Source organism: Agrobacterium sp. RC10-4-1, assembly GCF_014138475.1.
GTDB classification, from domain to species: Bacteria; Pseudomonadota; Alphaproteobacteria; order Rhizobiales; family Rhizobiaceae; genus Agrobacterium; species Agrobacterium pusense.
On the sequence record NZ_JACJIT010000007.1, the window covers coordinates 60,980 to 74,456 of the forward strand.

General features: G+C 58.7%; 12 protein-coding genes. 5 read left to right on the plus strand and 7 right to left on the minus strand.

From position 1 onward, the window contains the following. Positions 1-154 precede the first annotated feature (154 nt). Genes FHW77_RS19070 through FHW77_RS19085 form a run of 4 tightly spaced genes read right to left on the minus strand, consistent with a single transcriptional unit; the run spans position 155 to position 4,357 of the window. Positions 155-1,387, minus strand: a complete 1,233-nt coding sequence (locus FHW77_RS19070) for an ABC transporter substrate-binding protein (protein ID WP_004443722.1) — start codon at positions 1,385-1,387, stop codon at positions 155-157. Positions 1,388-1,425: 38 nt separating this feature from the next. Further along, positions 1,426-2,283 carry a carbohydrate ABC transporter permease gene (locus tag FHW77_RS19075; RefSeq protein WP_004443724.1) on the minus strand — a complete coding sequence of 286 codons (858 nt, stop codon included), beginning with the start codon at positions 2,281-2,283 and terminating at the stop codon, positions 1,426-1,428. Further along, positions 2,280-3,164 (minus strand): carbohydrate ABC transporter permease, encoded by an 885-nt coding sequence (locus FHW77_RS19080; protein ID WP_004443728.1) that lies wholly within the window; start codon positions 3,162-3,164, stop codon positions 2,280-2,282. The genes FHW77_RS19075 and FHW77_RS19080 overlap by 4 nt, the downstream gene beginning before the upstream one ends. Positions 3,165-3,175: 11 nt before the next feature. Further along, complete coding sequence (locus FHW77_RS19085; RefSeq protein ID WP_004443731.1) at positions 3,176-4,357, minus strand: Gfo/Idh/MocA family protein; 1,182 nt, start codon at positions 4,355-4,357, stop codon at positions 3,176-3,178. Between the two features lie 440 nt (positions 4,358-4,797). Between FHW77_RS19085 and FHW77_RS19090 the strand changes: the two genes are divergently transcribed. Genes FHW77_RS19090 through FHW77_RS19105 form a run of 4 tightly spaced genes read left to right on the plus strand, consistent with a single transcriptional unit; the run spans position 4,798 to position 8,694 of the window. Further along, positions 4,798-5,550, plus strand: coding sequence for a GntR family transcriptional regulator (locus FHW77_RS19090; RefSeq protein ID WP_004443733.1), 753 nt, complete (start codon positions 4,798-4,800; stop codon positions 5,548-5,550). A gap of 25 nt (positions 5,551-5,575) precedes the next feature. Beyond that, complete coding sequence (locus FHW77_RS19095; protein WP_004443735.1) at positions 5,576-6,598, plus strand: SIS domain-containing protein; 1,023 nt, start codon at positions 5,576-5,578, stop codon at positions 6,596-6,598. Then, on the plus strand, positions 6,595-7,767 hold the full coding sequence (gene nagA, locus FHW77_RS19100; RefSeq protein ID WP_004443738.1) for an N-acetylglucosamine-6-phosphate deacetylase: 1,173 nt from the start codon (positions 6,595-6,597) through the stop codon (positions 7,765-7,767). The genes FHW77_RS19095 and nagA overlap by 4 nt, the downstream gene beginning before the upstream one ends. Positions 7,768-7,770: 3 nt before the next feature. Further along, positions 7,771-8,694 (plus strand): ROK family protein, encoded by a 924-nt coding sequence (locus tag FHW77_RS19105; RefSeq protein WP_004443741.1) that lies wholly within the window; start codon positions 7,771-7,773, stop codon positions 8,692-8,694. Positions 8,695-8,720: 26 nt separating this feature from the next. Here the strand turns inward: FHW77_RS19105 and FHW77_RS19110 are convergent, their stop codons facing one another. Next, positions 8,721-9,965, minus strand: a complete 1,245-nt coding sequence (locus FHW77_RS19110) for an FAD-dependent oxidoreductase (RefSeq protein ID WP_205781073.1) — start codon at positions 9,963-9,965, stop codon at positions 8,721-8,723. Between the two features lie 17 nt (positions 9,966-9,982). After that, a complete protein-coding gene (locus FHW77_RS19115) occupies positions 9,983-10,681 on the minus strand; it encodes a phosphatase PAP2 family protein (RefSeq protein ID WP_004443746.1) in 699 nt (232 codons plus the stop codon). Positions 10,682-10,868: 187 nt separating this feature from the next. On the opposite strand from FHW77_RS19115, the gene dxr reads away from it, so the two are divergent. Next, entirely contained in the window at positions 10,869-12,062 is a 1,194-nt protein-coding gene (gene dxr / locus FHW77_RS19120; RefSeq protein ID WP_004443749.1) for a 1-deoxy-D-xylulose-5-phosphate reductoisomerase, read from the plus strand. Positions 12,063-12,095: 33 nt separating this feature from the next. Here dxr and hemA read toward each other — a convergent pair whose 3' ends face one another. Beyond that, on the minus strand, positions 12,096-13,313 hold the full coding sequence (hemA, locus tag FHW77_RS19125) for a 5-aminolevulinate synthase (protein ID WP_182590671.1): 1,218 nt from the start codon (positions 13,311-13,313) through the stop codon (positions 12,096-12,098). Positions 13,314-13,477: the final 164 nt, after the last annotated feature.

Genomic DNA, 13,477 nt, shown 5'->3' on the forward strand with positions numbered 1-13,477 from the left:
CCGCATTCAGAGACGTTCCGGACAATGATGCGGAAACCGCGTCAGACCGGAACCGTTGAAAAACACGAGAAAGAGCAGCCACAGGGGGCGGCGACCAATCTCACGGCGAAACGGACCGGTTGCGGGCATTACGCCCGCAACCGTTGCAATCGGATTATTTATATTGCTCGAGAGCGCCAGAAGCCTTCTTTGCCGCATCTTCCGGCGTTGCCTTGCCGGTAACGACAGACTGAACCATCTCGATCATCACGTCCTGGAAACCCTTGTAGTCCGTGAAGAGCGGCTCCGGCCCACCATAGGCGATACCGTCGATCAGCGGCTTCCAGAAGGGATCCTTCGCAACGAATTCGTCTACCTTGGCAGACGGACGCAGCGGGGTGAGGCCCGCGCCGCCCTGCAGCTCATATTCGCCCTGAGGGCCGGGCGACGTGATGAACTTCGCAAATTCCGTCGCCTTTTCTTCAACCCCGGTTCCCTTGAAGATCGCCAGGCTGTCGGTGATGAGCAGCGTGCCGGGACCCTTGGCTTCCGGGCCGAGCGGCAGGGTCGCGATACCCCAGTTGATCTTGGTTTCCTGCAGGCGTGTTGCGGCGCCCGAGCCGGCCTGGATCATGCCGACCTTACCATCGAGGAAGATGGCGCGGATTTCATTCTGCTCATAGGCCGTTGGGCCTTCCACGGAATAGGGCGTGATGTCCTTGTAGGCCTTCAGCGCCGCGACAACCTGCGGGCTGTCGACCGTGACCTTGTCGCCGTCGATCACCTTGCCGTTGTTGGTATAAACCCAATGCATGAACTGGTGCATGGTATTGTCGAAGGTCTTGGCGGGGAGGCCGTAACCGGCAATTCCCGTCTTTTCCTTGATCTGCTTGGCGAAGGCTATTTCTTCAGCCCATGTCTTCGGCGGCACTTCGGGATCGAGACCAGCCTGCTTGAACAGATCCTTGTTCCAGTAGAGCGCCTTGGTCGAGAATGCGACGGGAACGCCCCACTGCGTGTCCTCGAACGTCACCGTGTCGACGATGTTGGGGTAATAGCTCTTCTTTTCGTCTTCGGTCATCGGCACCGGAACGATCAGATCGTTCTGCGCGAACTGCTTCAGCGTGCGCGAACCGACATAGGCCATGGCGACGGGCGTGCCGGCGGCGGCAAGCGTTGTCGCCTTGTCCTGGCACTGCGCCCAGCCGACGACCTCGGGCACAACCTTCCAGCCCTCGTTCTTGCCTTCCCATTCCTTGATGTATTTTTCGTGGATCGGGTCCATCTTGTCGCCGCAATAGATCCAGCTGATCTCCTTGTCGGCCGCGTGCGCCGTCACCGTGGTAAGGGCAGTGGAACCGGCAAATGCGAAAGCGCAGAGCGCCAATCCGTAATGTTTCAGTGCCATAGGTAGTCTCCCGTTTTGGTGGTCGTTCCGGTTGTTGTTTATTTCACCGCGCCGGCGGTCAGCCCGCTGACGAGATATCGTTGCATGAAGAAGATCACGACCATGGCCGGCGCAATGCCGACGAAGCTGGCCGCCATCAACTCATTCCAGATGACTTCCTGACGACCGAAATAGGCGAAGAGGCCGATGGGCAGCGGCATATATTCGGTCTTGGAATTGAAGGTGAGCGCGAAGATGAACTGCTGCGCATAAGCGCCGATGAAGGTTGTGATGGAGACCACGGCGATACCCGGCATCGCAAGCGGCAGGATCACCCGACGGAAGGTGTAGAAGTAGCTTGCGCCATCCACATAGGCCGCCTCTTCCAGTTCCCGCGGGATACGCAGCATATAGGTGCGCAAAAGCCAGATCGCGGTCGGGATCAGGAAAGCGGCTCCGGGAATGATCATCGCCAGATAGGTGTTCAGCACACCCATATTGCGCATCAGCCGGTAAAGCGGGATCAGGAGCACGGCGCCGGAGAACATGTTGATCGCCAGAAATGCACCGAGCAATTGCCCGCGGCCGCGAAACTGGAACCGGGCGAAGGCATATGACGCCGGCACCACCAGAAGCAGAACGATGATCGTGGAGATCGTCGAAATGAAGAACGAGTTGAAGACGTAGCGGGCAAAGCCCGGAACGCTGACCCACATCGTGCGGTAGGCCTCGAAGGAACCGTTTGTCGGCCAGAACTTGTAGGGCGAGGAAAACAGCAGGCTGAGCGGTTTCAGCGAAACCAGGAATCCTTCGACGAAGGGCGCCAGCACGAAGGTCAGGAACACGGCGATACCGCAATAAATCCCGACAATTTCATACCACCTGTAGCGGTTGATCATCGCATTCTTGTCGGTCATCGGCTGGCCTCCTGCGAGATGCGGCTGGTAATGCGGAAGTAGAAATAGGTGAAGATCGACAGGAAGATGCAGATCAGCACGGCGCGCGCGGCACCCTCACCATATTTGTAAGAGCCGATCGCCGTCTTGTACGTGTCGATGATCATGGTCGTGGTCTGGCCGGTCGGTCCGCCCTGCGTCAGGATCCAGATGATATCGAAGGAATTAAAGGTCGAAATCAGCGAGATCATCGACATGGTAATCATCGCGGGCAGCATCAGCGGCAGCGTGATGCGGCGGAAGCGGTAGAGGCGGCTTGCCCCGTCTGTCCAAGCGGCCTCGTAGAGATCCTGCGGGATGGCCTGGATGGCCGCCAGCAGATAGAGCGTCACCATCGGCACGCCGATCCAGACGTCAGTGACGATCGTTGCCCAGAATGCCGTTCTGCCATAGGCGAGGAATGCGACCGGACCATCCACCAGGCCGAGGTTCTGCAGCACGCCGGAAATCATGCCGAACTGGCCGTTATACATCCAGCCCCACATGAAGATGCCGATAGCCATCGGCACGATCCACGGCGGCATTGTCAGGATGCGAAACAGCGCCCGGCCGGGAACGGCGGAGTTCAGCAGCACTGCACCAAAGGTGCCGATGATCATCTTTATCGAGACGGAAAAGAACGTCCAGATAAAGGTCCGCGTGATGACATCGGCAAAAGTAGCGTTGAAGATCTTCTCGTAATTGATGAAGCCGACCCAATTTGTCGTTTTTCTGAGCGACGCATCGGTAAAGGAGAGGATGAAGGTATCGACAAGCGGATAAGCAACGATAACCGTGATGTATAAAAGCGCCGGCAGAAGAAGGAGCCAGGCAAAGACGACAGCGCTGCGTTTCGCTTCCATCGCGCCGCCCCTCAAGCCGTTTTCACGGCGGGGGATTTCGGCTGCCCATGCAGGGCCAGATCGTATGCCTCCCAAACCGGCTTCAGATCGACCACCTTGCGGCCATGACGCGCTTCATCCATCGCAAGCGCCAGAATACCGGCCTCGATTGCGTCGAGCGCGGAAACCGGAAGCGGCGCGCCCTCTACGACATGGGCGATGACATCCTCCGCCATCTGCTCGTCCGCACCATAATGCTGCGAGAGCGTGGTTGCCGCCGAATAGGTCTTGGCCAGGGTCTTTTCATTGGTGCGGGCATTATGCACGTTGAGAAAACCGCGCACGAAATCGCCCTCCGCCATGCCCTTGGCGCCGATGACGCAGAAACGGCGGAAATCATCGGGAACGTTGAGATTGGTATGGAAAGCAAGCGAAGCGCCGTTTTCATATTCGACGATCGCCGTCTGGTAATCGATGATGTCGCCGTCGCTGTCGAAAACCTTGTCGGATCCCATCCAGCCGCTCGGCTTGCGATGGTAAACCTCCATGTCGTTGATGCCATCATTCTGCGGCGCATTGGCCGGCGTGAAGCTTTTGCGCCCGCCAAAGCTCGATACGAAACGGGGTCGCGCGCCAACAACACCATTGTAGAGATCGAGATCGTGGCAGCATTTTTCGAGCATGAAGGAGCCGGAATAGTGCTCGTAACGCCGCCAGTCGCGCATGAAGAATGCGCCGTGATAGGGCGGAATATGCTCGGAAGCCTCGATGGAAACGACATCGCCAAGCTTACCTTCAGCCTGTGCGGCGCGCAGATCGCGGTAAAGCGGCGAATATCGCAGAACGAGACCCACCAGCAACCGCTCGTGACCATGCTTGTTGAGGAGCCGGGCAAGTTCGAGGCTTTCCTCGATGCTGACGACGATCGGCTTTTCGGAGAAGATGGTGCAACCCGCCTCAAGACCGATGCGGATATGGTCGAGATGCATGTGGTTCGGCGAACCGATCATCAGGAGATCGAATTTTTCATTGGCGATCAAGGCCTCGGGGCTGTCGTAAGCCTTGCCGGCCGAGATCCCCTTTTCCTTGAGACCCGGCAAGCCCGCCGGCGCCGGATCGACATAACCGACGATCTCGAAATCCTTGTCGATCTCATGAAAAACGTAGCCCAGATAACCGAGACGGAATCCGAGTCCGATAATTCCCACCTTCATGAACTTTGTTCCCTGCTCATTAGTAAATAATTTTCGCAGATTCAGCCAATTCTCCGCTGGCTATTCAGTTATCTGCGATAATTTCCGACCATGATGAAATTAGTTTTCAAAACGGTCAAGCAAAATTCGATTTACTCTGGCAAGTCGCGGATATGAAACCGATTCTTCCAGGCCGGCAGGACGCGCAACAGCTATTCACCGACAACCGATGCCAAAACAATACCAAAAAAATGCCAATCGTCTAGAGCAATTACAATGATCAGAAAATTTTTTTGGTTAATGCGGAAATTTCGATCATAAGGCCTTAAATTGAGGCATTAGAACGAAAAAAGCTCCGATTAATAATACGAGTTCGCCAATGGTTCTATTTTGGTATTGCTGATCGCGACTTGTGTGGTATAGCCAGAAGCAGCCATATCGGATTGTAACAGAGGTTATGGATGAACGGGGCAGCGCTTAATCTGGAGGATCTGCAATCGGGTGGCGGCCCGCTTTACCTAAAGCTGCGCCAGACGATTGAAGACGCCATCAATGGTGGCCGCCTGAAACATGGCGATGCCTTGCCGCCAGAGCGCGACATTGCGGAAAGTGCCTGCGTCAGCCGCGTCACGGTGCGCAAGGCTGTGGATGACCTCGTGCGCGACGGCCTCCTCGTCCGGCGGCACGGTTCCGGTACCTTTGTCGTCAAGCCGATCACCCGCATGCAACAGCCTCTGACCAAGCTCACTTCGTTTACGGAGGACATGCGCCGGCGTGGCATGACGGCGAGCACCCGCTGGCTGGACAGAGGCCTCTTTCACCCCACCGGCGACGAAATGATGGCGCTTGGCCTTTCACAATCGGCCATGGTGGCGCGGCTCACCCGTCTGCGCCTTGCCAATGACCAGCCGATCGCGCTTGAAGTCACGAGCCTGCCAGGCGATATTCTGCCCGACCCGCAAATGGTCGAAAATTCGCTCTATCTTGAGCTTGAGAAAAGTGGCATTCGCCCGGTGCGCGCCATCCAGCGCATCTCTGCCCGTAACCTTACCGATGAAGAAACCCTGCTGCTTGGCGTTCCGCCGGGCTCGGCAGCGCTTTCCGTTCAGCGAATGGCCTATCTGGAAAGCGGGCGCCTTATGGAAATATCCCGTGCGCTGTACCGCAGCGACGCCTATGACCTCGTCGCCGAACTGACGATGGGCCCCGAGTGACCACCAGTGATCAAGGACAGAAACAATGACAACCCTGATGCGCCAGGAAATCGACGAGATTCCCGATGCAGTCGCCCGCCTGCTCGACAATGCCAATTCGGACTTCCAGGAAGCCGGCGCCAAGCTGAAGGCCCGTGATCCGGCCGTTATCGTCACCATCGCCCGTGGATCTTCCGATCACGCCGCCCATTTCCTGAAATATGCCATCGAACTGCAGACCGGGCTTCCGGTCGCCTCGCTCGGCCCGTCGCTCGCCTCGATCTACCAGACGAAGCTGCGGCTGGAACGGGCGGCGGCCATTGCCGTTTCGCAATCGGGCAAGAGCCCGGATATCGTCGCCTTGGCGCAAAGTGCGCGCGATGGCGGCGCGCTCACTTTCTCGCTCGTCAACACCCTGCCATCTGCGCTTGGCGATGCCGCCGATCACGCGATCGATATACAGGCTGGCCCGGAAAAAGCCGTGGCTGCCACCAAATCCTTCGTCAACTCCATCGTTGCCGGTCTCGCGATCCTTGCGGAATGGACGGAAGACAACCTGCTTGCCAAGGCGATCAGCGCCCTGCCGCAGAATTTCGCCCGGGCCGTCGCCCTTGACTGGAGCCACATCGGCGAGGCGGTCAAGGGTGAGGAATCGCTTTATATGCTTGGCCGTGGTCCTGCTCTCGCCATCGCCGCGGAAGCCGCGTTGAAATGCAAGGAAACCTGCGAACTGCACGCGGAAGCCTATTCGTCGGCGGAAGTCATGCATGGCCCGGTTTCGCTGGTCGCGCCGAGATTTCCGGTGATCGCCTTTGCCGCCCGTGACCGCGCCGAGACCTCCGTGACGGAAATTGCCGCAAATCTCTCCCGCAAGGGCGCCAATGTTTTCGTTACATCCTCAAAAGGCAGCCCCGCCAAGTCCCTGCCCTTCGTGGAAACCAACCATCCGCTGACCGATGCATTGTTGTTGATCGCGCCGTTTTACGGCTTCATCGAGCAATTGTCGCGCCTGCGCGGCTTCAACCCGGATGCGCCGGTGGCGTTGAAGAAGGTGACGGAAACTCAATGAGCGGCATCAAGGCATTTGTCGGCGCCCGCATTTTCGATGGTGCCGCATGGCACGACGACAGGGTGCTCGTGACCGTGGATGGCCGTGTCGGCGACATCAGTGGGCGCATGTCCGCACCGGCAGAAGCCGAGATCATCGACGCGCCAGGATTGCTGATCACGCCTGGCTTCATTGACCTTCAGGTCAACGGCGGCGGTGGGGTGATGTTCAATAACCAGCCGGATGCGAAAGGAATAGCCCGGATCTGCTCCGCCCATGCGAAATTCGGCACCACGGCGCTGATGGTCACGCTCATCACCGACCGGCCGGATATCACATTGCGAGCCGCCGAAGCGGGCATTGACGCCCAAAGAGAAAGGGTGCCCGGGTTTCTCGGCCTGCATTTCGAGGGCCCGCATCTTTCAGTTGCCCGCAAGGGCACACATGATCCGGCACTGATCCGCAAAATGGAAGCGCCTGATCTGGCGGTGCTGACCGGATGCAAGGCAAAACTCCCCTTCGTGATGACGACCGTTGCCCCAGAGAATGTAACCTTGGAACAGGTCAAGGCGCTGGCAGAAGCCGGCATCGTCGTCAGTCTCGGCCACACGGACACAGGACTCGACATGGCGACTGCCTATGCCGAAGCAGGTGCTTCGATGGTCACACATCTTTTCAATGCCATGAGCCCGCTCGGTCATCGCGAGCCGGGGCTCGTGGGGGCGGCACTTTCAAACGGCAAGCTCGATTGTGGATTGATCGCCGACGGTTTCCATGTCGATCCGGCCGCGATGGGCATTGCGCTGCGCGCAAAGAATGGCCCGGCCCACATCTTCCTCGTCACTGATGCCATGTCGACTATCGGCACCGACGATGATGGTTTTGAACTGAATGGCAGGCGTGTCTATCGCAACGGCGGCCGGCTGACGCTTGAAGACGGTACGCTGGCGGGGGCGGATATCGATATGCTCTCCTGCATTCGCTTCATGCACGAAAAGCTGGACGCGCCGCTGGAAGAGGCCTTGAGAATGGCGTCCGCCTATCCTGCCGAGGCAATCGGCGCTTCTGGCAAAGGCAGGCTTCTGCCTGGTTTCGATGCGGATTTTGTCATGCTTACATCTGAACTTCAGATGCATTCGACATGGATCGGCGGAGATAAGATCCACGATGCCGCACGCTCCGGAGGCTGAATCATGATCGTTTGTTTCGATATAGGCGGAACGACCATCAAGGGCGCGATTGCTTACGCTCCTGACGATATTCGCCCCGTGCCGCGCATCCCGACGCCAAAGACCAGCTTTGAAGACTTTGCTGCCGGCCTGAAATCCGTCATCGACAATAGTGGCGGCACACCTGCCTGCGTGTCGCTGTCGATTGCCGGCGTCATCGATGCCGACACCGGCAGGGCCACTGTCGCCAACATTCCAAGTATTCATGGCCGCGCGCTGAAGGACGAACTGGAACAGGCACTGGGCCTTCCTGTCATCGTCTCCAACGATGCCGACTGTTTCGTGATGGCCGAATCGGAGATCGGTTCCGGGCGGGGCCATCGCGTGGTTTTTGGCGTCATCCTCGGAACCGGTGTCGGCGGAGGTCTGGTGATCGACGGCCGTCTCATCAACAGCGAGGGTGGCTTCGCCGGCGAATGGGGTCACGGACCCGTGGCTGCGACGCGGGTCGGCAACCCGCCGATGGAGTTGCCTCGGTTCGAATGCGGCTGTGGTCTCACGGGTTGTGTGGATGCCATTGGCAGCGCCCGCGGCATGGAAAAGCTTCATATGCATCTCCACCGCCAGGACATGACCAGCGAGGAAATCATCGCAGCCTGGCTGGGCGGCAACCCGGACGCCGCAAGAACCATCGATATCCTTGTCGATATTCTCGCTTCGCCGCTGGCGATGGTGATCAACGTCACCGGGGCAACCATCGTGCCGGTCGGCGGCGGCCTGTCAAACTCCAGGGAACTGCTTGCCACACTGGATGAAGCGGTCAGAGCCCGAATTCTCCGTCGCTTCGCCCGGCCGCTTGTCGTACCTGCCATCTGCAGGATTGAACCGGGACTGATCGGCTCGGCCGTTCTCGGGCTTAAACATGCACGGGTGATCGAAGAGGCCTGAGCGGACGCTTGCACGCCACCGAAGGATCAACGGGTCAACTTCTCCCGTCGGAAACCGAGGCCGATCAAACGGCCGGCGAGATGGGCGAGAAGCGGAACGCGGGCAATCATGCGCACGAAAGCGGGGGGCCCTTTCGCCTTGCGGCTATCGCCTTGATCCTTCTTCCGGCTGCTGCGCATCATCAATTGCAGCTTTTGTGTCGCCTTTGTCGGAAATGAGCGCCGCGCTTCGATGGCCATCAATTCCCGCTCGCCTGGCTTTTCGCCCTGCGCAAGAACGGGAATGAGAATATTTGCGGCGGCAACGGCATCCTGAATGGCAAGATTGACACCGACGCCGCCAATGGGCGACATGGCGTGAGCCGCGTCACCGATGCAGATGAGGCCAGGCTTCCACCATCGCTTCAACCGGTCGATCCTGACCGTCAGCAGATGCACATCCTCAAAGGTCTGAAGTTCGAGAAGCCGTTCCTGCGGCAGCGGGCACACTTTCGCCACCGCATCGCGGAACGCTGCGATACCCTGAACCTTCATCTCGGCGAAGGTTCCGCGGCGGACCACAAAACCGCACTGCCAATAATCGCCGCGATCTATCAGGACGAAACCCTGCTGGGGGCCGGCATGCCCCATGGTTTCCGCCGGATCGCCCGGCTGCCTGGATAGTTTCATCCAGAGAACCTCCGTCGGCTGCCCGAAACTTTCCACCAACAGACCCGCTTTGTCCCGCACGATTGAATTGCGGCCATCCGCCCCGATCACGAGCTCGGCATCGATCTCCAGCGGCCCGTCGGACGTATCCACCACGAGACCCGCAACAACGCCATCGCGCTCGCGCAGACCGGAAACACCTGCATTCATGAGCAGCGTGAAATTCTCATATTGCCCTGCCTTGCCGGCAAGAAAGCTAAGGAAATCCCATTGCGGCATGAAGGCGATGAAACGGTTTCTCGCAGGCAGCCGGGAAAAATCGGCGATGGTGACCGTCTGACCCGCAATCTCGGCATGAAGTTTCTGCGCTCTCGTATGCGGCAGCGCCAGAAACTCCCGAATGAAGCCTAGCTGCTCAACAATATCGAGAGTGGAAGGATGAATGGTATCGCCCCGAAAATCGCGCAGGAAATCGCCATGCTTTTCAACGATGGTGACATCGATACCTGCTCTCGCAAGGAGGAGCCCGAGCATGAGCCCGGCAGGGCCAGCGCCGGCAATGGCAACCCTTGTGATGATCCGCTTCCGCTCTGGCATTTCGGCGTCAAGGCCCCCGGCAACCATACGATCCCCCACCACCATCAAGTCTTTTGCGCAGGTAAGGCCACGTTTTTCGGTTGCGGCCACCCCTGTGCGTCGAACCGGAACAACATGTCGGACCTGGCGAAGATAAAGGCGAAGGCCATGGCCGTCCACATGCCGAGCAGCAGCCCGGCCGCCACATCGCTCGGATAATGCGCGCCGACAATGACACGTGAGACGCCAATCACAACGGCAAGCAGAAGAAACGCCCAGCGAAAGCGCGGCATAAGCATGGCAAAGACACCGAAAAACGCCCCGGCAGCCGTGGAATGGCCGGAAGGAAAGCTCTCATAAAGATTGTCTCCGGTGAAGGGTGTGAGGCTATACGCCCCCATTTCCAGAAGGAGCTCCGGCCGCGCCCGGCCGATCAGGAACTTTAGCGTATGAACGAGAATGCTCGCGGTCCCGATTGTCAGAAAGAAATAGGAGAGAAGCCGCCACGCTGTCCGCAACCGGCCATGATAGGTTTGCGCGCTGAGAACCCGCGCCGCGACATAGGCGAGAATGGCCAGCGCGCCGGTGGAATAAAGCATCCAGCGGAAAGTTCCGAAATCGGTAATCGCACGATTAAAGGATACCACTGCACCGGGCAACGCCTGCGCGCTTTCCGAGAGGCGCGGATCAAAAGGGACAAAGGCCGCAACCAGCACAAGGCTCGCCGCAAAAATCCATCCGCTGGAAACGAGAAAACGCCGCATCAATATCCTCTCATCGTTTTTCTTGCATATGGCTTTGCCATCCGCAAAAACAATAGGCTGGCTTTGTCCTTGTTATGGCTTGTTTTCGCGGGTAGAGGCTAAAGCATATAGCCCGAAAACGTGCAGTACCTTCGGGAGAACGGCACGCCCGAAGAATTGCGACCAGCAACGGACCGACGGACTGAAAATGACGAATGCCAGTGAAATGCCCCGCAAGCTGACGATCTTGGGTTCGACGGGTTCGATCGGCTCCAATACGCTGGATGTGGTCCGTCAACTGGGCGGCAGGGGCCAATTCGAGATCGTGGCTTTGACCGGCGCCGGGAATATCGCCCTTCTGGCGGAGCAGGCGCGACAATTCGGCGCGGAGCTTGCCGTCACCGCCGAGGACGACAAATACGAAGACCTCAAGTCCGCTCTCGCAGGAACGGGCATAAAGACCGCGGCAGGCAAATCCGGTCTTGAAGAGGCGGCTTCGATGGATGCCGGCTGGGTGATGGCGGCCATTGCCGGAACCCCCGGTCTGGCCCCCACGGTGACTGCGGCCAGGCGTGGCGCAGATATCGCCCTCGCCAACAAGGAGTGCCTCGTTTCGGCGGGCGATGTTTTTGTACGCACGGTCAAGCAGGGTGGCGGCAGGCTGATCCCGGTCGACAGCGAGCACAGCGCAATCTTCCAGTGCCTCACGGGCGATCACAGAGAGGCTGTGGAACGCATCATCCTGACGGCTTCCGGCGGCCCGTTCCGCACATGGTCGCGCGAAGAAATGGCCAATGTCACGGCGGACGTCGCCCGCGCCCATCCCAACTGGTCAATGGGGTTGAAGGTTTCCATCGGCAGCGCCTCCATGTTCAACAAGGGACTGGAGATGATCGAGGCGAAATATCTCTTCGATCTCAGGCCGGATCAGGTTGAGGTAATAGTCCATCCGCAGTCGATCGTGCATTCGATGGTTGGCTACAGCGACGGCTCTTATATCGCGCAGCTCGGATCTCCCGATATGCGCACCGCCATTTCTTACGCCCTTACCTATCCTGAGCGCGGACAGCTGAACGTCGAACGGCTGGATTTCGCAAAACTGGCGAGGCTCGATTTCGAGGCGCCGGATGAAGCACGGTTCCCGGCACTTCGGCTGGCGCGAACCGCGCTGGAGCGCGGTGGCTTACAGGGTGCCGCCCTGAACGCCGCCGAGGAGACTGCCTTTCACGCCTTCGTCGACGGGGCCATCGGTTTCCTCGATATGGCGGAAATCGTGGAAACGGTTATGGACCGGATGGATGACGGCCGCAGCGCTGGCACGATCGAAGATGTATTCGCGGCAGATGAGGAAGCTCGCCGCCATGCCGGCGAACTCATCTCCACCAAAGAAAAGGCCGCGTAAACGCGGCCCGATTTCCCTATCCGAAGAGTTTCCTTACGCCACCGCACGCGCCAGCGCGCAATGCGACCAGAGTTGATGCAGCGCGCCGACCAGATGCTCGATGTCCGCGTCGCTATGCAGTGGGGTCGGAGTGATGCGCAGACGCTCGGTCTTACGCGGCACCGTCGGATAATTGATCGGCTGCACATAGACGCCGTGACTGTCGAGCAGGATATCAGATATCCATTTGCACTTGGCAGCATCGCCCACCATGACCGGCACGATGTGGCTTGGATTGTCCATATGCGGAATGCCGCGCGCATCGAGAAGTCCACGCAGCTTCCGCACGCGGTCCTGATGCCGGGCCCGCTCGAAAGGGCTTGCCTTCAGATGCTGGATCGAAGCAATCGCTCCGGCGGCGAGCGACGGCGGCAATGCCGTGGTGAAGATGAAACCGGAAGCGAAGGAGCGGATGAAATCGCAGACCGCGGTGGAGCCGGTAATGTAACCGCCCATGACGCCGAAGGCCTTGCCGAGCGTTCCCTCGATGATCGTCAGGCGATCCATCAGGCCTTCGCGCTCGGCAATGCCGCCGCCGCGCGGGCCGTACATGCCCACAGCGTGGACTTCATCGAGATAGGTCATGGCGCCATAACGATCGGCAAGATCGCAGATTTCCCTGATCGGCGCGATATCGCCGTCCATGGAATAAACGGATTCGAAAGCGATGAGCTTCGGCGCGTTCGGATCAGCGGCCTGGAGCTTGGCCTCGAGGTCCTCGAGATCATTGTGCTTCCAGATCACCCGCTCACAACGGCCATAACGGATGCCCTCGATCATTGAGGCATGGTTGAGCGCGTCCGAAAAGATGATCAGGCCAGGTATCTTCTGGCCGAGCGTGCCGAGGGTAGCCCAGTTGGACACATAGCCTGAGGTGAAGATCAGCGCCGATTCCTTGCCATGGAGGTCAGCAAGTTCGCGCTCGAGCAGGACGTGATAGTGGTTGGTGCCAGAAATATTCCGGGTGCCTCCCGCACCCGCGCCACAGTGATTAATGGCGGCTTTCATGGCTTCGACAACCTTCGGGTTCTGGCCCATGCCGAGATAGTCGTTGGAACACCAGACAGTAACGTCCTTGCGTTCACCATTGGCGTTATACCGGGTCGCGCGGGGGAAATTGCCCTGCTGGCGTTCGATATCCGCAAAAACGCGATAGCGTCCCTCAGAATGCAGGCTTTGCAGTTCCGTCGTGAAAAATGCCTCGAAGTCCATGCCATGCTCCAGAATTGACCAGCTCGTTCTCTGCCTCGTTGCCGGGACCGTCAACCCTTCCGGGCTATTTTAGCCGCCACTGCGTCAATTCGCCGTTGTTTTGAACCATTCCAATAAACCGTTTATAGCCGCTCATGAAAAGCGCAAAATTGATTCACATCAAA

Coding starts and splice junctions, on each gene's coding strand:
- FHW77_RS19110 (WP_205781073.1), bottom strand. CDS start 9,965: ATGGTTGCCGGGGGCCTTGACGCCGAAATGCCAGAGCGGAAGCGGATC.
- dxr (WP_004443749.1), top strand. CDS start 10,869: ATGACGAATGCCAGTGAAATGCCCCGCAAGCTGACGATCTTGGGTTCG.
- FHW77_RS19095 (WP_004443735.1), top strand. CDS start 5,576: ATGACAACCCTGATGCGCCAGGAAATCGACGAGATTCCCGATGCAGTC.
- FHW77_RS19085 (WP_004443731.1), bottom strand. CDS start 4,357: ATGAAGGTGGGAATTATCGGACTCGGATTCCGTCTCGGTTATCTGGGC.
- hemA (WP_182590671.1), bottom strand. CDS start 13,313: ATGGACTTCGAGGCATTTTTCACGACGGAACTGCAAAGCCTGCATTCT.
- FHW77_RS19105 (WP_004443741.1), top strand. CDS start 7,771: ATGATCGTTTGTTTCGATATAGGCGGAACGACCATCAAGGGCGCGATT.
- FHW77_RS19075 (WP_004443724.1), bottom strand. CDS start 2,283: ATGACCGACAAGAATGCGATGATCAACCGCTACAGGTGGTATGAAATT.
- nagA (WP_004443738.1), top strand. CDS start 6,595: ATGAGCGGCATCAAGGCATTTGTCGGCGCCCGCATTTTCGATGGTGCC.
- FHW77_RS19070 (WP_004443722.1), bottom strand. CDS start 1,387: ATGGCACTGAAACATTACGGATTGGCGCTCTGCGCTTTCGCATTTGCC.
- FHW77_RS19115 (WP_004443746.1), bottom strand. CDS start 10,681: ATGCGGCGTTTTCTCGTTTCCAGCGGATGGATTTTTGCGGCGAGCCTT.
- FHW77_RS19090 (WP_004443733.1), top strand. CDS start 4,798: ATGAACGGGGCAGCGCTTAATCTGGAGGATCTGCAATCGGGTGGCGGC.
- FHW77_RS19080 (WP_004443728.1), bottom strand. CDS start 3,164: ATGGAAGCGAAACGCAGCGCTGTCGTCTTTGCCTGGCTCCTTCTTCTG.